Source organism: Mycobacterium sp. DL440 (assembly GCF_011745145.1).
In the GTDB taxonomy this organism is placed as follows: Bacteria; Actinomycetota; Actinomycetes; order Mycobacteriales; family Mycobacteriaceae; genus Mycobacterium.
Genome location: NZ_CP050191.1, coordinates 1,167,942 through 1,192,555, shown reverse-complemented (window position 1 = coordinate 1,192,555; position 24,614 = coordinate 1,167,942). Strand labels below are relative to the sequence as shown.

Genomic DNA, 24,614 nt, shown 5'->3' with positions numbered 1-24,614 from the left:
GCTTCGCCGAGGGCGTCCTAGTCGTCTCTGCCGAAGAAGAACTCCGCGGCATTGTTGTAGAGGTAGTTGTCCAGCACATCGGCCGGCAGGTCGAGCGCCAGGGCCTCGGGCACGACGCGCTGCATGCGCAACACCGGGAAATCCGAGGCAAAGATGACTTTGTCCTTCCCCCGGGTTCGCATGAAGTGCAAGAGGCTGTCCGGCAATCGTTTCGGCGACCACGCCGACGTCATGAGCCGCAGATTCTTGTACTTGATCAGCATTCGGATCGCGATGTCCCACCATGGATCTGCGCCGTGGATCATGCACAGCTGCAACTCCGGGAACCGAACGCACACGCGGTCGAGGTGGATGGGGTTCTGCACCTCGCCCGGAATCGGCGGGCCGGGAATACCGGTGTTGACACACAGCGGCAGTTCCAGCTCGGCGCACTTGGTGTAGAGCGGGTAGTACACCGCGTCGCTCGGCGGGTACTGCCCGTCTCCCCAGAAGCTGGGTCCGACAACGGTATACGCGACTGGAAGGTCGGCCACGACGGCTGCGAGTTCACGCAACGACGGGATGGGGCGCAACAGGTTGACCCCGCCCATCGCCAGCGCGAAGCGGTCGGGATGCGCCTCGACGAACTTTCGCGCAGTCACCGATGGCTTGACCAGGGAATCCATCAGGATTGCCTTCCGCACACCGTGGGTGTCCATCTCGTCGAGCATCTCCGACAGCTCGATGGGGTCATACATCGACGTCGGGCCCTTGAAGTAATCGTCGCGCACCTTCTTCATGAAGGTGGGCTGGTTTTCGGTCTCGCCGAAGTGCACATTGGCCAGACAGTCAATCACCTGCTGTGTCATGCCTTGATCCCCGCTTGTTCCGAGGCCAGGCTCTTGGCCCAGCGATAGTCGGCCTTGCCGTTGCCAAGTCGGCGAATGTCCTCGACGAACAGCACATCCTTGGGAAGTTTGAACCGGGCCAGCCGGGTGGCGCAGTGCTCCCGGAGCGCGGCTGCGTCGACCACATCGCGGATCGACACCAGCGCAACAACTTCTTCACCCCACCGCTCGCTGGGCCGACCCACAGCCAGCGCATCCACCACGTGAGGATGAGCCCGCAGGACTTCTTCGATCTCTTCGACGAACACCTTTTCGCCACCGGTGTTGACCACCAACGAGTCCCGCCCCAACAGGCGGAGGGTCCCGTCGGCGTCGAGTGAGGCGCGGTCACCCGAGACCACCACTCGCTCGCCGGCCACCTCGGGGAAGGTCTTCACCGTCGCCGCCTCGTCGTTGAAATAGCCGAGTGGGATCCGGCCGTTGCGTGCCACCCAGCCCACCTCGGGGTCACCGGGGTCCAGGAAACGGGAGTAGTCGTCGGCCAGCACCAGCCCGCCGGCCCGCAGCTGGAAGGTTTCGGCGGTCGGGGTTTCGCGTTGGGTATGGCCGAATCCCATGTTGCCGGTCTCCGACGAGCCGAACCCGTTGATGATGGTGATCTGTGGGATGTGTTCCAGCAGTGCGCGTTGATGTTTCGGGTTGGTGGCCGCGCCACCCGTGCCGATCGCGAACATCGACGACAGGTCATAGGATCGCCGGCCCAACTCTTCGATGATCGGCGCGGCGTAGGCGTCACCGACCATCGTCATCAGCCCGATCTTCTCCCGCTGCGCCGTTTCGAGCACCGTGCGCGGGTCGAAGCGCGGCTTGGTGTCGTGCAGCACCACGGTCTGGCCGGACAGCAGCCCGGAGAACGCGGTCCACATCCCGGCGGCGTGCATCAACGGCGACACCGCGAACCAGGGTGGGCCGGCATTGGCCACCTTGTCGTGGATCTCGCTCACCTGATCATGGTCGGCGCCGTTCATCGACGACACGTAGATGTCGCCCTGGCGCCACATCACGCCTTTGGGCCGGCCGGTCGTCCCGCCGGTGCAGACCATGAGCAGGTCATCGGGTGACGGGGTGACGCCGTGGTCGGTATCCTCCTGAGCCAGAGCATCTTCCAGCGTCACCGAGCCCGGCAACTCGGCACCGTCGCCATCGTCGATGGAGATCAACAATTCGGCCTGCAGCGCTTTATCCTCAAATACGTCGACGAACTTCGCCCCCAGGGAGCGGTGGTAGATCACCGCGCGGGGCTTCAGGTACGCCAGCAGGTCGGCCACCTCGCCCGGCGAGTAGTAGTAGTTCACGTTCACCGGGACCGTGCGCGCCTTGAGGCAGCCGATCACCATCTCGGGGTACAGGTCGTTGTGCATGACGAGCGCGACGACGTCCTGACCGCATTCCCAACGGTTCAGGTCCCGACGCTCCCGGTACGGACCCAGCCCGCGCGAGGCCAGAAAGTTGGCCAGCCGGCGGGTCAGGTCAGCCCCCTGCGCGAAGGTGGTGCGGCGGGCGCCGCACACCGTCATCTCCCGGTCGGGCACCGCCTCGGCAATCGCGTCGACGACGGCGCCGATGGTCCATTCAGCCATGTTGGCGGCTAGACCGACACCAGGCCTGCGACACCGGGTGCAGTCCGGGTCGGGTCGCCGAGGAGTTCGAGGGCGTTGTCGCGCATGACCTTCCGGGTGTCTTCGAGACTGAACTCCGGGAACTGCGGGATGTCCGCGGTGAAGGTGGTCGGATCGGCCAGACCCTCTCCGTGCGGCCAGTCCGAGCCGAACAGGATCTTGTCCACACCGATGGTGGCGGCGAGCAGCTTCACATCGTCCTCGTAGTACGGCGCGATCCACACGTTGTTGCGTAGCTGCTCGACCGGATCCTCCGTGAAGTGGTATGGCGCATTGTTGGCCGCCTTCTTCAGCCGCTTGATCAGCCGGTAGACGAAGTAGGAGCCGTTCTCGATGCTGCACACCTTGAGCTTGGGATGCCGAGTGAACACCTGGTGCACGATCATCGAGGCCATGGTGTCGTGGATCGCGCGGTCGTCCATCAGCACCATGTCGAGCGGATCACGCTTGCCGAATCCCTTGAAGACGCCGCTGCCGCCCCACAACGCCGGGACTGCCATGTACCCGGAGTCCGACAGGTGGAAGACCACGGCGACACCTGCCTCGGCCAGCCGGGCCCACACCGGATCGTGAAGCGGGTCGCCCAACGACCGCGGCCTGACCGCCCCGGGCACCGGCGCCGGCCGCACACACACCAACTTGGCGCCGCGGCCGATCACGAATTCGACTTCCTCGACGGCCTTCTCTGGGTCAGCCAGCGAGATGATCGGGGCGGACACAAAACGCCCGTCAGGTCGGTCGAAACCCCAGTCCTCGTCCAACCACAGGTTGAAGGCGTGCACCGAGGCCATGGTGGCTTCGATGTCGTGCTTGAGCCCCTCCTCCACGCCACACGCGAAAGTCGGCAGCATGAACACGGTTTCGAGGCGCTGCCGGTCGAGCACCTTGAGCCGGGCATCGCGATTCTGATACTCGGGGTGCTCGGACAGGCGGTCCACCTTCATCAGCGATGCGGGGTTCACGCCTTCGGGAATCTCACCGCGGAACAGCAAGTCCAGGCAGCCCGGTTCGATGATCGGGTCGAAGGTCGGGTTGGGGATGAAGTGGTTGACCGTCCCGCCGAACACTGCGAGGGTCCGTTTGCCGTCCTGCACCATCTGCACGCCGCGGCTCTTGAATTCCTTGGGCAGGTGCCGGGTGAAGGCATCTACCGGTTCGTAGTAATGGTTGTCGACGTCGACGGCCAGGTAGGGCAGACGCTCTGGTGTGTCGGTCATTTCATCAGCCTTTCAGGGGCGGGAAGTTCGGGGACCGTTTCTCGAAGAACGCGGTGATGCCCTCGATCAGGTCGGGCCGCACCATGGATTCGTGCATCAGGGCCTCGGCACGGGCGCTGACATCGCGCACGTGGTCATGAGCATCGCCGTAGAGCTGACGCTTGATGACGGCCATCGAGGCGGGTGAGCAGTTGCGGGCCAGGTCTTCGGCGTACTCAAGCGCCCGGGGCAACAGATCTTCGGGCGCCACAACCTCTTTCACCAAACCGAGCTGCAATGCTTCCTCTGCGAAGAAGGTCCGACCGCTCAGCAGCAGATCCGCCGAGGCACCCCAGCCGGCCAGCCTCGGCAGGATCCAGGTGATGCCGTACTCGCCGATCAGCCCTCGACGCGGGAAGGCGGTGGCGAATTTCGCTCCGGCAGCTGCGAACCGAACGTCGCACATCAAGGCATGCGTGAGGCCGATGCCGACGCACGCGCCGTTGATGGCGGCGACGACCGGCTTGCGCAGCTCGGTGAGGAAATGGGGATGACGTTCGCCGACGATCTTGCTGACGTCCGTGTCCTCGTTGATGCTGGCACCCAGATCCTGCATGGCGCCCATGTAGGCGCCGGCGCAGAACCCTCGTCCGCTGCCGGTCAGCACGATCACCCGGACCGACGGATCGGCTTCGGCGCGATCGAAACTCGCGTAGACGCCGGCGGAGATGTCCGCACCCCAGGAGTTCAGCCGATCGGGACGGTTGAGGGTGATAACCGCGACCCCACCGTCAGAGACCTCGTAGAGGACCGCCTCGGTTCCCACACTGTCAGCGACCGTCATCCGCCGATACCTCCCGATGCCACACCAGCCGTTCAGACATAGATACTGTATACCTATCGGTAGTGCATTCCGCAAGCCCACCTTAGGGCCTACCACCTGCACAAAGACGGGTCAATCGTCGATCAAACCAAGCTTTCGGTAGGCAGCCTCGATCTGGGCCTTTCCAGCGTCCGGCAGCAATGCCTGGGGCGGACGGGAATGCGGGTAGTCCCCGACCGGCAATCCGAGGACCGAAGCCGCGTACTTGAACGCGTCGGCCCAGTGGGTGAAATAGTCAGCGCGGCCCGGGTAACAGGTGAACCAGGACCCCATGTCCAGACTGAACTGGTCCAACCCGGACTCCCGGGCAAAGTCCATCGCCTCGATGAGCCGATCGGCATACACCAGGTCCCAGTACTCGGTGAAGATGCGCCGTTGCGGGGTTTCATACAGATAGCCGGCGGTGCCCAACTGGGCCGGGCAGACGACGCCCTCTCGCAGCCAGCCGGCCCGGTACACCGTGGTGTCGCATTCCCAGACCGCGAGATACGGTGCCAGCTCATGCAATCGACGGCTCGCCGCAGGCCGGAAGGCGCCCTCCTTGGTCGCGCACACCGCCGGGATGGACTCAGCGATCCGGGCGCTTTCGTCCGGTGTCAGCACGTAGCCCGAGGAAGGTGAATTGAACATCCCCAGGGCGATATCCGTGCGATCGGCGATGTAGGAGAAGAACCGAAGAACGCCCTCTCCCCCGTGTGCCTCCATCATCGGCGTCTGGATGTAGACGATGTCGGCGCCCGCCTGCTGCGCGTGCAGCGTGAGCTCCAGGCAGTCCTTGGCCGACGTTGCCGCGGTGCAGGCCTGAACCACGACATCCGGGTTGGCCTGGCGTCCCTCTTGGATCGCCACCTCGAGCAACTGCTTGCGTTCGGCGAGGGTCAGCGCCCAGAACTCGGCCAAACCGCTGGTACACCAAAGCATCTGGTGGCCAAGATCGCCGACGCAGTAGCGTACAAGGTATCGGTAGGCGTCCCAGTCGATATCGTCCCCATCGGTCCCGCAGAACGGGGTGTAGAGCGAATTACCGATTCCGCGCAGTGCACCGCGGGCCCAGTCCCGCGCTTCGGCTGCCGTTGCCATACCGCCCCCTAGATGAAGTCCGATCCGCCGTCCACGTTGACGTTGGCCCCGGTCATGTACGAGTTGGGCCTGGAGGCCAAAAATGCTGCGACAGGCCCGATTTCGCTGGGTAGCCCGGCCCGCGGAAGGTGGGCGGGATGTCCGAAATGCTCGTCGATGGCCGCCATCAACGCATACGGATCATCGCCGTCGACACCCACCGTGTCGGCCCAGCCGCGCAGCGCCTCCGACGAGATGCTGCCCGGGGAGACCACATTCACCATGATCTCGTCCTCGGCCAACAACAGCGACAGGTTCTTGGACACGCTGTTCACGGCCGCCTTGGCCGCGGTGTATGCCGGCAACCGGGTGCTCTGCCGCTGGGTGGAGTGCGCCGAGAAGTTGACGATGCGCGCCCATTCGGCCTTGCGCAGCAATGGCAGGGCGGCCCGCACGCAGCGCACCATGCCCATCAGGCCGGCGTCGAACGCCTCCTGCCACTGCCCGTCGGTCAACTCTTCAAAGTTGCCTGCAGCCCCAGGGCCTACCGTGTTGATCAGTGCGTTGAGCTCGCCCCAACGTTCGCCCACCTCGGCGAAGGCCCGCTCGACCTGGGTGCTGTCAGAGGTATCGGCGACGATCGCCACCGCCTCTGGCGACCCCAGGCGGGTCAGCTCCGTTGCAGCACTGTCGAGTACGTCCCGGGAGCGCCCGACGATCGCGATCCGTGCTCCGTCCGCGGCCAGGCATTGGGCCGTCGCGAAGCCCATGCCGCGGCCACCGCCCACGACGACGGTGGCCGCTCCTGCGAATCCGAGATCCATAGGATCGTCAGGAACCGGTCCAATTGGGGGCACGCTTCTCGGCGAACGCGATCGCCCCCTCCTTGGCGTCGTTCGAGGTGAACACCGGACCGAGCAGTTCACCCTGCTTCTTCCACATCTCGTCGGCCGACCACTCTGAGGACGACGCGATGATCTCCTTGGTCACCGCCACTGCCAGCGGGCCGTTGGCAGTGATCCGATCGGCGAGTTCGAGCGCCCCGTCGAGAGCGTCACCGGGCTCGGTCAGCTTGTTGACGAAACCCCATGCGGCGGCTTCCTCAGCGGTGAAGCTGTCGCCGGTGAGCGCGAGTTCCATCGCCTTCTGGTACGGGATGCGCTGGTGCAGTCGCAGCAGGCCACCACCACCGGCCACCAGCCCACGCTTGACCTCGGGGATGCCGAACTTCGCGACCTTGGAGGCCACCACGAGGTCCGTGGCGAGCACCAGCTCGGTACCACCGGCAAGGGCGAACCCTTCGACGGCGGCGATCAGCGGCTTGCGCGGTGGGCGCTCGGTGAACCCCGCACCCCGGCCGGGAACATAGGGCAGTTCCCCTGCAGCGAACGCCTTGAGGTCCATGCCCGCGCAGAAGTTTCCACCCGCACCGGTCAGGACCGCTACCGAGAGCTCGGGTGAGTCATCGAGTTCGTCCATGGCATCGGCGAGCCCTTGAACCACCGCGAGGTTGAACGCGTTGCGCGCCTCGGGCCGATTGATGGTGATGACCAGAGTGCGACCTCGTCGCTCCGTGAGAACTTCGTCCGACATCGTTGCCCCTTTTGCTCGCGGCCCAATTACCCGGAAAAGCCTACTATAGGGATTACAGTACAGAGCTGGAACCCCATCTACCGCCCCGAGCGACGCCTCGGCGCCGACGGTGGACAGCAGCAACAGAGAGGCTACCGGTAAGGTTGACGGCGACAAGACCCCGCGACACGCGCGCATAGGCGCAGTTCAGATGGCGGCCGGCGGTAAATTCACCTGCGATTGACCCGCGGCACAGGGACGGCTTGAGCAGAATCGATTTCGATGGAGGTGCCCGCAGTGGCAAAGCAACCGACCGCTGAGAAACGTCAACGGCGCGAACGCGGGTCCATCAATCCCGACGACATCATCAAGGGCGCTTTCGAACTCGCCGAGCAGGTGTCGATCGACAACCTCAGCATGCCGCTACTGGGCAAACATCTGGGCGTCGGCGTCACGAGTATCTACTGGTACTTCCGCAAGAAGGACGATCTGCTCAACGCGATGACCGACCGTGCGCTGCGTGAGTTCGTGGTCGCCACACCCTATGTCGAGGCCAAAGATTGGCGTGAGTCACTGGCCAACCACGCCAGGACCATGCGAAAAGCCTTCATGGGTAACCCGATTCTCTGTGATCTCATTCTCATTCGGTCGGCCCTGAGCGCGCGCGCCGCACGCCTGGGCGTGCAGGAGATGGAGACCGCCATCTCCGGCCTGGTGGAGGCCGGGCTACCGGTCGAAGATGCCTTCGACACGTATTCGGCTGTCTCGGTGCACGTCCGCGGCTCGGTTGTGCTGCACCGTCTCTACGAGAAGAACCGGGCCAATGACAACGCGCCTGGCGATTACGAAGAGACCATGGTGATCGATCCGGAAGTCACCCCGTTGCTGGCAAAAGTTACCAACGAGGGGCATCGCATCGGGGCGGCCGACGAGAAGAACTTCGAGTACGGCCTGGACTGCATCCTCGATCACGCGGCCGCACGGATCGCACAGACTCCGGCGACCAAGACAAAGCGCAAATAGGCGCCTGCTGCGAATAGCACCTCGACCTGGACTTCCGTTCCGGATCGGGCGATTTCCGTTCACTGTCATCCCCGACCGTTACATTGACAAATGTAACAGTCTGTGGTGACGTGAACCCTTGTGACCGCAGTTGACTCACCCGACCTGCCGGCTGTGCCCGGCGCGCGTTCCCTGCGCGCCGTCGTCGCCGCCACCGCCACCCGATGGACGTTGGGCAGCCTCACCAGCGTCGTCCCGTTGAATCGACCGGGGGTCGGGTTCTCCCGGGGATTAATCGCAGCGATCATGGGGACGTTGGGATCGATGCCCGACGGCACCAGGGTCATCCCGGTGCGCCGGCCCGGAGTCCGCGGGGAATGGGTGCTCGGACCGGGCGTGAAGTTCGGGACGCGAGCCGGGTACTACATCCATGGCAGTGCATACGTGATCTGTTCGGCACGGACCCACCGCAAACTGGTGGCACGGTTGTCCGAAGCTACTGGCATGCCGTTCTTCTCGGTCGACTACCGCTTGGCTCCCGAACACCGATTCCCCGCCGCCGCTGACGACGTCGAAGCCGGCTATCGCTGGTTGCTCACCCAGGGATATGCAGCGTCGGACATCGTGATCGGCGCGGACTCCGCGGGCGGCCACCTGACGTGCGACCTGTTGCTCCAGCACGCCGACGAACCCGACTTCCAGCCCGCCGGGGTCGTGCTGTTCTCCCCCCTGATCGACCTCACCATGGAACTCGCGCTGCAACAGGAACGGGTCCGCCGCGATCCCGCGATGTCGGCGACGGCAGCACGGCGCCTGGTCGGCCTGTACACCTCGACACACGATTCGGATGATCCGCGACTGCGCCTCGATTTCGAGAAGACAAATCGACTGCCGCCCATACTGATTCAGGTCGGTGAGTTCGAGATGCTCAGCGCGGACGCCCGGTACCTCGATGCCGAGATCCGGCGGGCCGGAGGGGCGAGCGTCCTCGAGGTGTGGCCGGGCATGGTGCACGTTTTCCAAGCGCTGCCCCGGCTGGCACCCGAAGCGAAAACGGCGCTGCGCCGGGCCGCGGCGTTCATCTCCTCCGCAACGGCAGACGACCAAGTGGAGGCATGCTGATGTTCGGAATCGACATGCTACTCAACGTCTTCCGGGGTGACCGCCGCTGCACCAACGCGAAGGCAGTGGTCACCGGCGCAGGTAGCGGCATCGGACGCTCCTTCGCACTTGAGCTCGCCCGGAGGGGTGGCGAGGTCATCTGCGCCGATATCAATCCGGACCGGGCCGACGAGACGGTGGAACTGATCGACAAACTGGGCACCGGGAATGGCCACGCCGTGGTCTGCGACGTGTCCGATCGCAGTGCGGTCGAGCAACTGGCCAAGCAGGCCAACGACATCTTCGGCGGCCCGCCGACTCTGGTGATCAACAACGCCGGCGTGGGCGTCGGCGGAAAGCCCGTCGGCGCAATCGGTTTCGATGACTGGGACTGGGCACTCGGGATCAATCTGTGGGGCGTCGTGTACGGGTGTGAGGTCTTCACGCCGATCCTGCGCGAGACCGGCCGGGGTGGGATCATCAACGTGGCCTCGGCCGCGGGATTCGCCGCCGCACCGTCGATGGGCCCGTACAACGTCTCCAAGGCGGGCGTGATGTCGCTGTCGGAGACACTCGCCGCCGAACTCGCAGGCACCGGCGTCGGGGTGACGGTGCTGTGTCCCACCTTCGTGAAGACCAACGTCTTCCAGGACGGTCGCATCACGCCTGGCTCGATGAACCTCAGTCAGCAGCTCGCCCGCTGGACCGGATTGTCTCCGGACAATGTCGCGGCGCGCACCCTGGACGCGCACGACAACGGCCGGTTGTACGTGGTACCCCAGATCGACGCCACCGTCATCTGGCATCTGAAGCGGCACTTCCCCGGTCTCTATGTCCGAGGTGCCGGACTCCTCGGCCGAGTTCTTCCCAAAGACTGAAGCCTTTCCAAAGACTGAAGCTCTCCCGAAAACCAGAACCGCCTCTTCCAGAAAGGACTCGACATGGCGATGGATCTCGACAACATGCTCCAGATGATCAAGGACAAGCAGTGGGCCTTGATCGATATCGACTGGGACGCACCGGGAGCCGAGCTGATCGATCCCGAACTGCACGCCAAGCTCAAGCCCTTCATGACCGACCTGATGTGGATCGAGAACGTCGGCGCCCGAGGTTTTGCCGCGCTGGCGAAGAAGGCGCCGACTCCGACGCTCAAGAGCATCTACGAGCATTTCCACGCCGAGGAGCAGAAGCACGCCAACGCCGAACTCGCGCTGATGCGCCGGTGGGGCATGCTCGAGGACGACGAGATCCCGCCGCCGAACGTGAATGTCCAGCTGGTCATCAACTGGCTCGACAAGTATTCCGACGGTATGGGTCTCACCTTCCTCGGCACCGTCATCCCCATGCTCGAAGTGGCGCTGGACGGCGCGCTGATCAAGTTCATCACCGAAGAGGTCAACGATCCGGTCGCACAGGAGGTTTTCAAGCGGATCAACTCTGATGAGTCCCGCCACCTCGCCGTCGACTTCGAGGTGATGGACATCCTCGGGCATGCCGATATGCGCAAGCTGCTCATCGAACTGGTGGGCGGCTGGATCAAGCCCACCTTCCTGGTCGGCGTGCTCAGCTACTTCCCGCTGCTGAACAAGATGCGCGACAACATCGTTGAGATGGGCGTCAATGAGGAGCGGCTGTACCAGGCGATGCGCAGGTTCCAAAGTGTGGGTGAGCGAAGCGAATTCGCCCGCCGACTGCCGATGTACCGGATCATCTCGTGGCAGGCTCGCAAGGTGATCGACCGAACCTCCAAGTACCACTGGCTGGCTGATTCGCTGGTCAAGATCACCGGTGTGATTCCGATGGCGATGGTAGAGAACACCCCGGCCTGGTCGCAGGAACTGACCTACGAACCCGTCGCCTAAGAGAATCGATCGACGACATGACTTCTTCTTCGCCGTCCGTTGCCATCATCGGTGCCGGATTCGCCGGCATCGGCGCAGCCATCCGGCTCCAAGCCGAGGGCATCACCGACTTCGTGATCTACGAGCGCGATTCGCGGGTCGGCGGAACCTGGCGCGACAACACCTATCCCGGCGCGGCCTGCGATATCCCATCCCGGCTGTACTCGTACAGCTTCGCCACCAACCCGGACTGGTCCCACACCTATTCGGGCAGTGCCGAGATCCTCGAATACATCGACGGCATGGTCGAATCGTCCGGCGTCGGACCGAAGATCCGGTTCGACCATACGGTCGCCGGCGTGTCCTACGATGAGGTCGCCGGCGAGTGGACCCTGGACCTCGAAGACCGGGAGTCGGTGCGGGCCCGGACCGTGATCGTCGCCTCCGGTCCGCTGTCCAACGCGAGTTTCCCGAACATCCCCGGGATCGACACCTACGAGGGCCACAAGATCCACAGCGCCCGGTGGGACCATGACTACGATTTCGCCGACAAACGGGTCGCGGTCATCGGGACCGGCGCCAGCGGGGTGCAGATCGTGCCGGAATTGGTGAAGACGGCGAAGTCGGTCAAGGTCTTCCAGCGCACCCCCGGGTGGGTGCTGCCGCGAGTCAACACCCCGACCAGTGGTCGGCTCAAGCGCCTGTACCGCAACCTCCCGCTGACCCAGAGCCTCATGAGGAACGCCTGGTTCTGGGGACACGAGTCGGTCGCCCTCGGCGTGGTCTGGGACAGCCCGTTCACTCGGCTGGTCGAGACGGTGAGCCGCGCCAATCTCCGCCTGCAGGTGAAGGATCCGTGGTTGCGGCGACAGCTGACGCCCGATTTCTCCGCCGGTTGCAAGCGGCTCCTGATGACCAGCGAGTACTACCCCGCCCTGCAGGCCGACAACTGCAAGCTGGTGACCTGGCCCATCGCGCGGTTGTCCCCCAACGGAATTCGCACCGTCGAGGGTATCGAGCACCAATTCGACTGCATCGTGTTCGCCACCGGGTTCGATGTCTCCAAGGCCGGCACGCCATTCCCGATCACCGGGGTCGAAGGCCGTGAGCTGGCCGCCGAATGGAGTCGCGGCGCCTTCGCGTACCGCAGCGTTGCGGTATCCGGCTATCCCAACCTGTACTTCACCTTCGGCCCGAACTCGGGGCCCGGCCACAGTTCGGCGTTGGTGTACATGGAGGCTCAGATCAACTACATCGTCGAGGCGGTCTCCACGCTCCTGCAGCATGGCTGGAAGTCGCTGGATGTCCGACCGGAGGCCCAGGACAGCTACAACGAGGACATCCAACGGCGCCTGGAGTCCACGACGTGGAACTCCGGTTGCCAGAGCTGGTACCTGACCGACGACGGTTTCAACGCGACCATGTATCCGGGGTTCGCCACGCAATACGTCAATCAGCTGAAGTCGGTCAACCTGCACGACTACAAGATCACCGCGCGTCGCGACAACGAGACCGCGGCGGGCCGCGACAACCAGACCGCCCTGGCGCAGACCGGCGGTGATTCCGTTGCCACCGGATAGGATTCCGTGGTGACCGAGTATCGGATTGACGACCTCGCCCGGGAGGCGGGGACGACGACCCGGAACGTACGCGTCTACCAGGACAGCGGGCTGCTGCCCCGGCCACAGCGTCGGGGCCGGGTGGCCATCTACACCGATCGACACCTGCGCCAACTGCGCGCGATCACCCGTTTGCTCGGTGAGGGCTTCACGGTCAAGCACATCATGAAGTTCCTGTCCGGGCTGCAGCCCGGACAGAACCTCGTCGATGTCCTGGATCTGTCCGACCTTGAGGAATTGGTGACCGCACCGTGGTCGCGCCCGGAGACACGCACCATGTCCCTCGAGGAGCTTGAGGAGCGGCTGGGCGAGCTGGACCCGTCGATGGTGCGCCGGCTGACCACCCACGGTCTGATCGAGCCAACTGCTGACGAAAACGTCTACTCGGTCACCGATGCACGCCTAATCGACGACTTCGCCTCACTCGTCTCCCGGGGAATGCCGCTCGCGATAGTTCTCAGAACGACTACAGCCGTCGACAAGAAGCTCGACGCCGCCGCTCGCGAGCTGACCCGCGGCGGCCATACCGAGGTTGTCCGGCAGCGGGGGCCGGGGTGGCTACCTACCAACGATGCCGAACTAGCTTGGGCCGCAGACCTTGTAGACGCCATGCGCAGGGCGGCGAGACGACTCGCTCACGCCAGTTTGGACCGGGCGTTCGACGAAGCTGTCCGCGCCGAGTTGCACGAGTACCAGGCAGCCGGCACCGCGGAGGCGGGCCCGGAGATCACCGCCGAACGTAAGCCCGGTGGGGAGATCACACCGGATGCTCCCCATCGGCCTCACGCCAAACGAGCTAAACCTCGATGACCAGCCCGCCACCCTGACCGCCGCCCGCGCACATCGCGGCCACGCCGATACCGCCACCGCGACGCTGCAGCTCGTAGATCAGCGTGGTGACCATGCGGGCGCCCGACGCGGAGATGGGATGGCCGAGGCTGCAGCCGCTGCCGGAGAAGTTCACCAGCTCCTCATCGATGCCGTACTCGCGGACCGCCGCGATCGGCACCGAGGCGAAGGCCTCGTTGATCTCCCACAACGTGACATCCGAGGGCTTGAGGCCGGCGCGCTTGAGCACGTGGCCGATCACCTTGACACCCCCGAGCCCGGTGTCCTTGGCAGAAACACCGACGGAACCCCAGGCCCGGACCTTGGCCAGCACATTGAGATTCTCCGCGGCCGCGTAGTCGTCGCCGACGAGCGCGACAGCAGCGGCAGCATCGTTGGTGCCGCTGCTGTTGCCCGCGGTGATGGAGAATCCTTCGATCTCCGGGTGCAGGACCTTGAGCTCGCCGAGTTTCTCGGCGGTGGTGCCACGGCGCGGGTGCTCGTCGACGCTGAATTCGATGACCGAACCGTCGGGCTGGGCGACTTTGAGCGGAACGATCTCGTCGAGGAACTTGCCCGCGTCGATGGCGGCGATGGCCCGCTGATGTGACCGCGCGGCCCAGGCGTCCATATCCTCACGGGTGATCCCGGCGGCCTGCGCGGTGTTCCAGCCCACGGTGATCGACATGTCGCGCATCGGCGAATCCGGGGTCTCGACATGCGTCGGGGTCATCCACGGCTCGATGAACTCGATCTCGGGCCCGAACCCCGGCACGCGCCACTTCATCAGCGGCGACGAAGACAGCGACTGCACGCCGCCGGCCACCAGGACCCGTTCCATACCGGAGCCGATCTGGGCCGACGCGTTGCCGATCGCGGTCAGGGATCCGGCACAGTGCCGGTTGACGGCCTGGCCGGGCACCGACTCCCAGCCCAGGGCGTCGGCGGCGTAGCGCGCGATATCGCCACCGCCGTAATTGGATTCGGCGAAGATCAGATCGTCGATGGCCTCCGGGGCGATCCCGGCGCGACGCACGACCTCGGGCAGCACCGTGGTGATCAGGGTCTCCGGAGTGGTGTTGACCAGCGTGCCTTTGAAGGAGCGGCCGATCGCGGTGCGGGCAGCGCCCACGATTACGGGTGTTGGCATAGTTTCACCTTTACGCTATATCGTGTTTATGTAACGGTATCAGGACGGGTTTCTACTGCGGTTCGGGGACGTGGAAATGTTCGTCACGCAGCCGGAACGCTTCCTTGGTGCCATGCTGCGCGCGGGTCTTGACGAAGTTGAACTCACCAGGCGAGAACTGCAGGTTGGTGCCGTAGGCGTGGAAGATGTAGCTGGCCACCTCCTCGCCCTGATAGGCCTGACTCTGCTCGACGAGCCGGAACGCCTCCTTGGCGATCACCACCCCGTCGGCCGGCATCTTGGCCGCCTTGGCCGCCCAGTACTGCGCCCGCGCCGTCACCTGATCGGCATCACAGGTGTCGGTGAAGATGCCGAGGTGTTCGATGGAACCGGCCTCGACGGTGTCGCCGGTGAGCAGCATGCGGCGGGCGAGCACCGGGCCGAGGCGATGGAAGAACATGTGCAGGCTGCCCAGCGCCGGACCGAGGAAACGGGTGGCAGGCATGCCGATCTTGGTATCGCGGGCGATTACCGAGATGTCGGTCATCAATGCCATCTCGAATCCGCCGCCCAGCGCGTAGCCGCTGATCTCACCCACGGTGACCTTCGGGAAACCCATGAAGTTGTGATAGAAGCCAAACGACTTGCGGTCCACGGTAAGTCGGCGGCGTTGGCTGGGCCGAGACTTTTTTGAGGAAGCTCTGACTCCACCGCTCTGCTCTTCGCGCGAGCGCTCATCGCCCTCGCCGTACCAGCCGTAGGCGTTGTTCATATCCGCGCCCGTACTGAAGACACCCTCGGCCCCGCGTAACAGCACCACGGTCAGATCGTCATCGTCGGCCACGATGTCGAGGTAGCGGGCAACCTCGTCGCGCATGGCCGCGTCATAGGAGTTGCGCCGCTCGGGATTGTTGAACGTGATGGTGGCGATGCGATGATCCGCATCGACCTCGAACAGGACCCGGTCATCTGTCATGCGAAATCAACCTCGCTTCAATGGTTTTGTCGTTACCGGCAGCCAGCGTGGTGCGCCGGGCGGCGGTGAGATGGTCGGCGGCGAGTTTGGTGGCACGGGCCACGTCGCCGTCGGAGATGGCGTCGAGCAGGCGCTGATGGTCACGTAGCGCGGCGCGCATGGTCTTCTGATCGACGTCGTCGCCCCATACCGAAGATTCGTGCGCCGACCAGATCAGTTCCAACGAGCCGATCAGCAGGATCATCGGCTCGTTGCCACACCGGGACACCAAGGCCTCGTGAAACCGTCTGGCATTGGGCACATATTGCGACAGATCGCCGAACTGCGCTGCCTGAAGGTCGATCTCGGCCTGCAGATGGGGCACCACCTCGGTAGCGCGGTCCTCACGGGCCGCACACATCCCGGCGCAGATCGGTTCCAGGCGCAGCAGCGCCTCGCTCACGTCGGCGGGCGTTGCGGCCCGAGTCTGCAACACCATGCCGATCATGTGGGCGGTGCGGTCGGCCGAGGGCATCTGCACCACCGCTCCTCCGACGTTTCCGCGGCGCACCGAGATCAGACCGTCGGTCTCCAGCAGGTGGATGGCTTCCCGCAACGCCGGCGGGCTGACCCCGAACTGCTGGAACAAGTTCTCCTGGGTGGGCAGGATGTCACCTTCACGCAGGCGCCCGGACAGGATGTCGTCGCGCAGTTTGGACGCGACGATCTCGGCCACCCGAGGTTGGCGTATCCGATGTACCGGCACCTGCCCCTCCCCTGTTCCGCTGACGGCCTTTCCTTGCTAACTTGTACAGGATAGTAATCGCATCGTCTACTGTATGGGCAACTGTATGGCTTGGGAAGGCGGTTTCAAGTGAGCGACGAGGCGATATCGACATCCCGCGACAGCGCGGTCCTGCGCATCACACTCGACCGGCCGTCGCGGCGTAACTCATTGAGTCACAGCATGATCGACAGCTTGGTCGCCACACTGTCGGCAGCTGCCTATGACGAGTCATTGCGCGCCGTCGTCATCACCGCCGCCGGGGAGGACTTCTGCGCCGGAGCCGACTGGGTCGCCACCAACAGCACCGGACAACGCCCCCGTACCGGCGACCTGGTCCGCCGGATCCCGCACACGGCGCACCGGGTCATCGAACTGGTGGCCACCATCCAGTTGCCCGTGGTGTGCGCGGTGCGCGGCTGGGCGGTGGGGTTGGGCTGCAACCTCGCGCTGGCCGCCGACTTCACGATCGCCGACACCGGCGCGACGTTCTGGGAGCCGTTCATGAGCCGGGGATTCACCCCCGATTCCGGGGCGACCTGGCTGCTGCCGCGACTGGCGGGAGTGGCCCGGGCCAAGCGGATGCTCCTGCTCGGCGAGAAAGTCAGTGGCTCACAGGCCGCCGAGTGGGGACTGATCCACAGCGCCGTTCCCGCCGATGAATTGGACTCCGCGGCCGAACAACTCCTGGCCCGGCTGGCGGCCGGACCCACCGTCGCGATCGGGCTGGCCAAACAGGCCATCGCCTACGGCCAACACGCCACCCTGACCCAGTCCATGAATCAAGAATTGTCCAACCTGGAACTCTCCTGCCGCACAGGCGATTTCAAAGAAGGCCTGGCCGCGTTCCGGGAACACCGCGATCCGGACTTCACCGGACGATAAGAGGAATCGATGACCGACTACGACACGATCAAGTACGAGGTGGACGGCCACAAAGCCACCATCACCCTGAATCGGCCGGATGCGCTCAACGCGTTGTCCCCGCACATGATCACCGAACTGCGGGCCGCTTACGACGAGGCCGAAACCGACGACAACATCTGGCTGATGATCGTCACCGCCACCGGCCGGGCGTTCTGCACCGGCGCCGATGTCAAGGAGATCCCCGGCGACGGCAAGGTCCTCAACGAGCGCCCCTACCTGTCCACCTACGAACAGTGGGAGGCACCGCAGGAGGGCACCCCACCGTTTCGCACCATGGCCAAGCCGGTGGTCGTCGCGATCAACGGAATCTGCTGCGGTGCCGGGCTGGACTGGGTCACCACCGGCGACATCGTGATCGCCTCGGACAAGGCGACCTTCTTCGACCCACACGTGAGCATCGGCCTGGTCGCCGCTCGCGAGATGGTGAGACTGGCCCGCGCACTCCCCCGATCAGTGGCGCTGCGAATGGCCTTGATGGGTAAGCACGAGCGAATGACCGTCGAACGTGCCTACGAGCTCGGACTGATCACCGAGATCGTCGAGCACGACAAGCTGCTGGAACGTGCCCACGAAATCGCCGACACGGTGTGTCTCAATGCGCCACTGGCGGTCCGGGGCACCCGGCTGGCCATTCACAAGACGCTGGACCTGCCGCTGCACGAGGGCGAGATCCTGGCCGAGACGTTCCGCGAACGGGTCGTCCGGACCGAGGATGCGCTCGAGGGGCCGCGGGCCTTCGTGGAGAAGCGTAAGCCCAACTGGCAGGCGCGCTAGGTCATGGACACGATTCTCCTCGACGCCGACCACGAGTCCCGCGTCGCCACGGTCACGCTGAACCGGCCCGAAGCCCTGAACTCGTTCAACCGCATCATGTGCAACGAGATGCGCGACGCCTGGCACGCCATCAAGGACGACGAGGGCATCAACGCCGTCGTGCTGCGGGCGGCCGGCGACCGCGCGTTCAGCGCCGGGCTGGACGTGAAGTCCAGTTACGGACAGCCCGAAATCGTCTGGAACCACGAGGATCCCGGTGAACTCCTCAGCCCGAAGTGGCAGAAGATGTGGAAGCCGGTGGTGTGTGCGGTGCAGGGGATGTGCACGGCCGGCGCGCTGTACTTCGTCAACGAGGCCGACGTGGTGATCTGCTCGCAGGAAGCCACGTTCTTCGATTCTCACGTCAGCGCCGGGCTGGTCTCGGCACTGGAGCCGATCGGCCTGATGCGCCGGGTCGGGCTCGGTGACACGCTGCGGATGGCGTTGATGGGCAACGACGAACGGGTCGGGGCCGACACCGCGCTGCGGATCGGTCTGGTGACCGAAGTGGTGACCAGACATCAGTTGTGGGACCGCGCGCACGAGATTGCTGCGACCATTGCGGCGAAACCGCCGACGGCCACCCAGGGCACAGTGAAGGCCATTTGGGAATCTCTGGACAAGCCCTACCGCGCCGCGATGGATCAGGGACTCATCTACACCCGCCTCGGCAATCCGATCGCCAAGGCCGAGTTGGCCGACCGTCCCCTGCCCAAGACAACACCCCGGATCCGCTGATGGCCCACCCGCTTTCACAGCGCATCAACGACGTACTCGATCTCGATCCTGCCGCGAACGCCATCCAGTACGACGGGCAATGGGGCAATTGGGGCCAGGTCGCGACGCTGGCACGGCACATCGGCGCGGTGTCGGTGGGTCTGCGGGTCGGGATCATGCTGCGCAACCAGCCCGCCCATGTGGCGGCCCTACTCGGTGTGCTGGCCGCCGGCGGCACCGTCGTGGTGATCAATCCGTCCCGCGGTGACGAGCGCACCCGCGCCGACATCGAAGCCCTCGCCGTGCCGGTACTCATTGGCCTGGCCGACGATATCGCCAACCTGGCGTCTCGCTCCCCCACGACGACAACAGTGACGATCAGCGATCTCGACACCGCACCCGGGGTCACCGCCGCCGTGAGCCCCCACCACGATGCGGGACGCCCCGGCGTGGCGGTGTGGATGCTGACCAGCGGCACCACCGGTCCACCGAAACGCGTAGACCTCACCTACGACATGCTGGCCCGCAGCGTCATCGGGCGTGATCCTGAGAATGCCCCGGCACCAACCGAACTGCGACGCGGGGTGGCCATCGTCAACTCACCGCTGGTCCACGTCGGCGGAGTGTTCCGGGTGCTGTTGTGCATCGCCGAAGCGCGATCATTCGTGCTGCTGCCCAAGTTCGAGCTCCAACGCTGGGCCGATGCCGTGCGAGAGCACCAGCCTCGGGCGGTGTCACTTGTGCCGGCCGCACTGCGCATGGTGCTGGACTCCGACCTCACCCGCGACGACCTCGCCAGTGTGCGCGCGGTCACCTCCGGTACCGCCCCACTGTCGGCCGACGACGCCGACGCCTTCACCGAGAAGTTCGGTATCCCGGTACTGACCTCCTACGCCGCGACCGAGTTCGGCGGTGGGGTGGCGAGCTGGACCCTCGCCGACCACAACAAATATTGGAATGACAAGCGCGGCAGTGTGGGCCGGGCCAATCCCGGTGCCCAGCTGCAGGTGGTCGACGAGGACGGCGACCCGTTGGGGTCGGATCAGAAAGGCTTGCTGGAGGTCAAACCGGCACAGTTCGATGCCGACGCGGACTGGATACGAACCACCGACCTGGCCCGCATCGACGCCGACGGTTTCGTCTGGATTCTCGGCCGCGCCGATCAGGCCATCATCCGCGGCGGATTCAAGGTCATGCCCGACGATGTCCGCACCGCACTGGAGAGCCATCCGGCCGTCCTCGGTGCGGCTGTGATCGGCTTGCCCGACGACCGGCTCGGTGAGACACCGGTGGCGATGGTGGAGTTGCGCGCGCCTGCCCCCTCGGCCGAACTCACCGACTTTCTGCAGGGCCGGCTCGCCCGGTACGAGATCCCCACCAGGATCGCGATTGTCGACTCGATCCCCCGCACCCCGTCGGGCAAGGCCGACCTGGGTGCCGTACGGGAGTACTTCTCTGCCAGTGCCTGACACCGTTCCCGGACTTCTGCGCGGATGCACCGAGCACCCGCTGCTGATCTGTGACGACGAAGGGATCAGCTACGGCGAGGCCGAACGTCGCTCCGCCTCGGTGGCATCCGGGCTGATCGAACTGGGTGCAGGCAAAGGTACCCACGTCGGTCTGCTCTACCCCAACGGCGTGGACTTCGTGGTGGCCATGCTCGCCGCCGCGAGAATCGGTGCGGTGGTGGTGCCGTACTCGACCTTCCTCACCGGCAGCGAACTGCGGACCCAGTTGCGCAACAGCGACACCGGAATCCTGCTGTCGACGCGCAGCTACCGCAACAACGACTATGTGCAACGTCTTGCCGATATCGAAGCCCCGGGTCTGCGGCACGTGCTGTTCGAGATGCCGCACGCCGACGGACCGGGGCTGACCGGGCTGGAAGACGATGTCGAAGAGTCGGACGTGTTGGCGATCATCTACACATCGGGGTCCACCGGCACCCCCAAAGGCGTGGTGCACACACATGGCGCACTGGTGGCACATCAGCGCAATCTCAACGAGATTCGGGGGCTCACCGCCGCTGACCGACTGTTCTGCAACTCGCCGTTCTTCTGGATCGGGGGGTTCGCCTTCGGGCTACTGGCCACCATGGCCGCCGGGGGCACGCTGATTTGCTCTAACTCGACCGATGCCGGCGTCACTCTCGACCTGCTGGATACTGAGAAACCCACCGTCACCAATGGTTTCGTCGCGGGCATCGCCAACCTGACACGCCACCCCAGCTACCCCGACCGGATCTTCACGGCGTCCCGGGGCAATCTGTATCCGGTCATGGCGCCCGACGCCCGGCCGGATGATCCCGAACTGCGGCACAACATACTGGGCATGACCGAGACCGGCAGCGTGGTGTTGATCGACGAGGACGTACGCGATCAGCCGGAGCATCGTCGCGGCAGCTACGGGCGGTCCGCACCCGGATTCGAGACCAGAGTGCTGCCGTCGGGCGAATTGTGTGTGCGCGGACCGTATCTCATGCTGGGCTACTACGGACGCAACCGCGACGACTGCTTTGACGTGGACGGATGGTTCCACACCGGCGATCTGGTGCGCGTCGACGACGACGGATACTTCTATTTTCTCGGTCGAGCCGGCGCGATGATCAAAACGGCCGGTGCGAATGTCACACCTGGTGAGGTCGAGAAGGCGCTGACGGAAGTCCTGACCGAAGCCGAGGCCCAGGTTCAAGTACACGTGCTCGGCCTGCCCGACCCCGACCGGGGGCAGGTCGTGGCTGCCGTCGTGGTGATGAACGACTCGACGCAGTTCGACGAGGCCGCGGTGTGTCGCGCTCTGCGTACCCGACTGTCGGCCTACAAGGTGCCCCGCAGGTTCGCGGTGTTGCGAGCGGAGGAACTGCCCGTGCTATCGAGCGGGAAAGTCGACACCACTGCGCTGGCGGGACTGTTCGATGTCTGACGCCGCCCTCACCATCGACACCGTGCTGCGTGAGCGTGCCGCAACCATGGCATCGAAACCGATGGTGATCGACCCCATGACCCGGCTCTCCTACACCGAACTGGATTCCAGTACAGCAGTATTGGCAGCTGGATTCCTCGCCAACGGCGTCACCAAAGGTTCCCGGGTCGGCCTCGTGATGCCCAACGGCGTCGATTGGGTACGGATTGCCATCGCGCTCACCAGGATCGGTGCGGTACTGGTGCCGCTGAGCACACTGCTGCGCCCCGGCGAACTCGCGGCGCAACTACGGATGGCATCGGTGCAGTTCCTCATCGCGGTCGAGGAATTCCGGGGTCATCGTTACCCGGTGGAAATCGGTCGACTGCCCGCGCTACGTGCAGTGTGGACCGCCGGGGAGACGCTGCTATTCAGCGGACCACGGGCCACGGCCGATGCGCTTGCCGCCCGGGTCCGGGAGAGCGACCCGATGGTGATCATGTTCACCTCGGGCAGCAGCGGGCCACCCAAAGGGACCATTCATTCGCACCGAAATGCCCTGGGCGCCGTCCGCTCCGGCCTCGACGCCCGCCGCATCACCCCCGACACCCGGCTCTATCTGCCCATGCCGTTCTTCTGGGTAGGCGGTTTCGGCGCTGGAATCCTTTCTGCCCTGCTGGCCGGGGCCACCCTGGTGACCGAGCCAATCCCCCGTCCCGACTCCACCCTTGAACTGCTGCGGCGCCAGCGGGTCACCCTGTTTCGCGGCTGGCCCGAACAGGCTGAGGCACTGGCCCGCCATGCGGGCACCGCAGAGCTGACCACACTGCAGCCGGGAAGCCTTGAGGCGCTGTTGCCGGTTGAGATGCGGTCACGTCCCGGAGCGCGGGCGTCATTGTTGGGGATGACCGAATCGTTCGGCCCGTACTGCGGATACCAGTCCGACACCGACATGCCGGAATCGGCCTGGGGCAGCTGCGGCAAGCCGTTCGACGGCATGGATGTTCGCATCGTCGACACCGAAACCGGCACAACACAGTCCGCGGGCGCCGTCGGCGAGATCCAGATCCGCGGGCGGCATGTCATGCGTGGGATCTGCCGACGCAGTCGCGAGGACGTCTTCACTCCGGACGGCTACTACCCCACCGGTGATCTGGGCTACCTCGATCGCGACGGATTCCTGTTCTACCGTGGCCGCTCCGATGACATGTTCAAAGTCAGTGGCGCCACGGTCTATCCCAGCGAGGTTCAGCGTGCGCTGCGGTCTGTTCCAGGAGTCCGGACCGCTCACGTTGTGAATGTTCCTGTTGGCCAGGCCAATCGGGTTGGTGCGGCTGTAGTGGTCGACGGGCTCTCGGTAGAGGCGTTATGCACCGAGGCTCACGTCTCCATCAGCTCGTTCAAGGTTCCCACGCTGTGGCTGCTGCTCGACCACGAGGACGCGGTTCCGCGCGGAGCCACCGGGAAGGTCGACAACACCGCGCTGCGGGCCATGTTGAGGGAAGGTGTCCAACGATGAAAACCAAAGGTGCCCTGGTATGGGACTTCGGTCAACCGTGGTCGATCGAGGAGATCGAGATCGGCGACCCCCGCAAAGGCGAGGTCAAGGTGGCCCTGGAAACCGCGGGGCTGTGCCACTCCGACCATCATTTGATGACCGGAGACATCCCGATGGCCGACTTTCCGATCCTGGGTGGGCATGAAGGCGCCGGGGTGATCGTCGAGGTGGGGCCGGAGACCGAGGGCCTGGAGGTCGGCGATCACGTGGTGATGTCCTTCATCCCTTCCTGCGGCAGCTGCCCCGCCTGCCAGGTCGGCCTGCGCAATCTGTGTGACCTCGGAATGGGACTACTCGCGGGCGCCTCGGTCTCCGACGGGTCATTCCGTATACAGACCAAGGGAAAGAACGTGATTCCCATGTCACTGCTCGGCACCTTCTCGCCGTACGTCGTCGTGCATCGGACGTCCGTGGTGAAGATCGATCCGACGATCCCCTTCGAGGTGGCGTGCCTGGTGGGCTGCGGAGTGACCACCGGTTACGGCTCGGCGGTACGCAGTGCGGACGTTCGGCCCGGCCAGGACGTGGCGGTCATCGGCATCGGCGGTGTCGGCACCGCGGCGCTACAGGGCGCGGCGATCGCCGGAGCCCGGCGCATCTTCGCCGTCGACCCGGTGGAGTGGAAGCGCGAGCAAGCACTGAAATTCGGTGCGCGCGCGGTCTACCCAGATGTGGCGGCCGCCTTGGCCGGAGTGGCCGAAGCGACCGGCGGCCGCATGTGCCACAAGGTCATCGTGACCGTCGGGCGCATTGACGGCCGCGAAGTGGAGTCGTGGATGCAGCTCACCGCAAAAGGCGGTACGTGTGTGCTCACGGCGATGGGTAATGTCGTCGATTCCGACACCACGCTGAACCTGGCCGGCTTGACGCTGCTGCAGAAGAGCCTGCAGGGCAGCCTGTTCGGCGGCGGAAACCCGCAATTCGACATCCCCGAGCTGCTGAGCCGCTATCAACTCGGCGGGTTGAATCTCGACGACATGGTGACCCGCGAGTACCGCCTCGACCAGATCAACGATGCGTACCGGGACATGTTGGAGGGGCGCAACATCCGCGGTGTCATCCGCTACACCGAGGCGGACCGGTGACTGCTGGCGATGCGGCAGCTGCCACCGGGCCACAGTGTCGTGACGTCGGATTTGAATCTGCGGTATCTGCGCCCGGTCACCAGTGGCGCCGCGCGGGCCGTGGCCCATCGTGCACAGTGGTAAACGGTCCATGGTGAT

24 protein-coding genes are annotated in these 24,614 nt (G+C 64.9%); 14 read left to right on the top strand and 10 right to left on the bottom strand.

Annotation, left to right across the window (positions count from 1 at the left end; genetic code table 11):
* Window positions 1-17: 17 nt before the first annotated feature.
* The 7 genes from HBE63_RS05925 to HBE63_RS05895 form a co-directional block, all read right to left on the bottom strand.
* Window positions 18-848, bottom strand: a complete 831-nt coding sequence (locus HBE63_RS05925) for an amidohydrolase family protein (protein WP_166903923.1) — start codon at window positions 846-848, stop codon at window positions 18-20.
* A complete protein-coding gene (locus HBE63_RS05920) occupies window positions 845-2,467 on the bottom strand; it encodes an acyl-CoA synthetase (protein ID WP_166903922.1) in 1,623 nt (540 codons plus the stop codon). Before HBE63_RS05920 ends, HBE63_RS05925 begins: the two co-directional genes overlap by 4 nt.
* A gap of 8 nt (window positions 2,468-2,475) precedes the next feature.
* A complete protein-coding gene (locus HBE63_RS05915) occupies window positions 2,476-3,723 on the bottom strand; it encodes an amidohydrolase family protein (protein WP_166903921.1) in 1,248 nt (415 codons plus the stop codon).
* 4 nt (window positions 3,724-3,727) lie between these two features.
* Window positions 3,728-4,546, bottom strand: coding sequence for an enoyl-CoA hydratase (locus HBE63_RS05910; protein WP_166903920.1), 819 nt, complete (start codon window positions 4,544-4,546; stop codon window positions 3,728-3,730).
* Window positions 4,547-4,657: 111 nt separating this feature from the next.
* Complete coding sequence (locus HBE63_RS05905) at window positions 4,658-5,665, bottom strand: dihydrodipicolinate synthase family protein (protein WP_166903919.1); 1,008 nt, start codon at window positions 5,663-5,665, stop codon at window positions 4,658-4,660.
* A gap of 8 nt (window positions 5,666-5,673) precedes the next feature.
* Window positions 5,674-6,468: an SDR family NAD(P)-dependent oxidoreductase gene (locus HBE63_RS05900; RefSeq protein ID WP_166903918.1), complete on the bottom strand. Its 795-nt coding sequence runs from the start codon at window positions 6,466-6,468 to the stop codon at window positions 5,674-5,676.
* A 7-nt stretch (window positions 6,469-6,475) separates the two neighbouring features.
* The gene (locus HBE63_RS05895; protein WP_166903917.1) at window positions 6,476-7,237 is read right to left on the bottom strand and encodes a crotonase/enoyl-CoA hydratase family protein; all 762 of its coding nucleotides are present in this window, start codon (window positions 7,235-7,237) and stop codon (window positions 6,476-6,478) included.
* Between the two features lie 261 nt (window positions 7,238-7,498).
* On the opposite strand from HBE63_RS05895, the gene HBE63_RS05890 reads away from it, so the two are divergent.
* From HBE63_RS05890 to HBE63_RS05865, 6 genes are all read left to right on the top strand, one after another.
* Window positions 7,499-8,239: a TetR/AcrR family transcriptional regulator gene (locus tag HBE63_RS05890; RefSeq protein ID WP_208301311.1), complete on the top strand. Its 741-nt coding sequence runs from the start codon at window positions 7,499-7,501 to the stop codon at window positions 8,237-8,239.
* A 120-nt stretch (window positions 8,240-8,359) separates the two neighbouring features.
* Window positions 8,360-9,340: an alpha/beta hydrolase gene (locus HBE63_RS05885; protein ID WP_166903915.1), complete on the top strand. Its 981-nt coding sequence runs from the start codon at window positions 8,360-8,362 to the stop codon at window positions 9,338-9,340.
* Window positions 9,340-10,197 (top strand): SDR family oxidoreductase, encoded by an 858-nt coding sequence (locus tag HBE63_RS05880; protein ID WP_166909431.1) that lies wholly within the window; start codon window positions 9,340-9,342, stop codon window positions 10,195-10,197. Before HBE63_RS05885 ends, HBE63_RS05880 begins: the two co-directional genes overlap by 1 nt.
* Before the next feature lie 63 nt (window positions 10,198-10,260).
* Entirely contained in the window at window positions 10,261-11,181 is a 921-nt protein-coding gene (locus HBE63_RS05875) for a ferritin-like domain-containing protein (protein WP_166903914.1), read from the top strand.
* Window positions 11,182-11,198: 17 nt separating this feature from the next.
* The gene (locus tag HBE63_RS05870; protein WP_166903913.1) at window positions 11,199-12,740 is read left to right on the top strand and encodes an NAD(P)/FAD-dependent oxidoreductase; all 1,542 of its coding nucleotides are present in this window, start codon (window positions 11,199-11,201) and stop codon (window positions 12,738-12,740) included.
* A gap of 9 nt (window positions 12,741-12,749) precedes the next feature.
* Window positions 12,750-13,589 (top strand): MerR family transcriptional regulator, encoded by an 840-nt coding sequence (locus HBE63_RS05865; protein ID WP_166903912.1) that lies wholly within the window; start codon window positions 12,750-12,752, stop codon window positions 13,587-13,589.
* Here HBE63_RS05865 and HBE63_RS05860 read toward each other — a convergent pair.
* The 3 genes from HBE63_RS05860 to HBE63_RS05850 are packed head-to-tail and all read right to left on the bottom strand — an operon-like array spanning window position 13,576 to window position 16,457.
* Window positions 13,576-14,757 carry a thiolase family protein gene (locus HBE63_RS05860; protein ID WP_166903911.1) on the bottom strand — a complete coding sequence of 394 codons (1,182 nt, stop codon included), beginning with the start codon at window positions 14,755-14,757 and terminating at the stop codon, window positions 13,576-13,578. The two genes, HBE63_RS05865 and HBE63_RS05860, sit on opposite strands and share 14 nt — an antisense overlap.
* 52 nt (window positions 14,758-14,809) lie before the next feature.
* A complete protein-coding gene (locus tag HBE63_RS05855; protein ID WP_166903910.1) occupies window positions 14,810-15,712 on the bottom strand; it encodes an enoyl-CoA hydratase/isomerase family protein in 903 nt (300 codons plus the stop codon).
* Window positions 15,702-16,457, bottom strand: a complete 756-nt coding sequence (locus HBE63_RS05850; RefSeq protein ID WP_166903909.1) for a FadR/GntR family transcriptional regulator — start codon at window positions 16,455-16,457, stop codon at window positions 15,702-15,704. Before HBE63_RS05850 ends, HBE63_RS05855 begins: the two co-directional genes overlap by 11 nt.
* A gap of 108 nt (window positions 16,458-16,565) precedes the next feature.
* On the opposite strand from HBE63_RS05850, the gene HBE63_RS05845 reads away from it, so the two are divergent.
* Genes HBE63_RS05845 through HBE63_RS31850 form a run of 8 tightly spaced genes read left to right on the top strand, consistent with a single transcriptional unit; the run spans window position 16,566 to window position 24,599 of the window.
* Window positions 16,566-17,360 carry an enoyl-CoA hydratase/isomerase family protein gene (locus HBE63_RS05845; RefSeq protein ID WP_166903908.1) on the top strand — a complete coding sequence of 265 codons (795 nt, stop codon included), beginning with the start codon at window positions 16,566-16,568 and terminating at the stop codon, window positions 17,358-17,360.
* Window positions 17,361-17,369: 9 nt separating this feature from the next.
* Window positions 17,370-18,176: an enoyl-CoA hydratase/isomerase family protein gene (locus HBE63_RS05840; RefSeq protein WP_166903907.1), complete on the top strand. Its 807-nt coding sequence runs from the start codon at window positions 17,370-17,372 to the stop codon at window positions 18,174-18,176.
* A 3-nt stretch (window positions 18,177-18,179) separates the two neighbouring features.
* Entirely contained in the window at window positions 18,180-18,953 is a 774-nt protein-coding gene (locus HBE63_RS05835) for an enoyl-CoA hydratase/isomerase family protein (RefSeq protein WP_166903906.1), read from the top strand.
* Window positions 18,953-20,401: a class I adenylate-forming enzyme family protein gene (locus tag HBE63_RS05830; RefSeq protein ID WP_166903905.1), complete on the top strand. Its 1,449-nt coding sequence runs from the start codon at window positions 18,953-18,955 to the stop codon at window positions 20,399-20,401. Before HBE63_RS05835 ends, HBE63_RS05830 begins: the two co-directional genes overlap by 1 nt.
* Window positions 20,394-21,854 carry a class I adenylate-forming enzyme family protein gene (locus HBE63_RS05825; protein WP_166903904.1) on the top strand — a complete coding sequence of 487 codons (1,461 nt, stop codon included), beginning with the start codon at window positions 20,394-20,396 and terminating at the stop codon, window positions 21,852-21,854. The genes HBE63_RS05830 and HBE63_RS05825 overlap by 8 nt, the downstream gene beginning before the upstream one ends.
* Window positions 21,847-23,352 carry a class I adenylate-forming enzyme family protein gene (locus HBE63_RS05820; protein ID WP_166903903.1) on the top strand — a complete coding sequence of 502 codons (1,506 nt, stop codon included), beginning with the start codon at window positions 21,847-21,849 and terminating at the stop codon, window positions 23,350-23,352. Before HBE63_RS05825 ends, HBE63_RS05820 begins: the two co-directional genes overlap by 8 nt.
* Complete coding sequence (locus tag HBE63_RS05815) at window positions 23,349-24,476, top strand: NDMA-dependent alcohol dehydrogenase (protein WP_166903902.1); 1,128 nt, start codon at window positions 23,349-23,351, stop codon at window positions 24,474-24,476. The genes HBE63_RS05820 and HBE63_RS05815 overlap by 4 nt, the downstream gene beginning before the upstream one ends.
* 9 nt (window positions 24,477-24,485) lie before the next feature.
* Complete coding sequence (locus HBE63_RS31850) at window positions 24,486-24,599, top strand: hotdog domain-containing protein (RefSeq protein ID WP_166903901.1); 114 nt, start codon at window positions 24,486-24,488, stop codon at window positions 24,597-24,599.
* Window positions 24,600-24,614 lie beyond the last annotated feature (15 nt).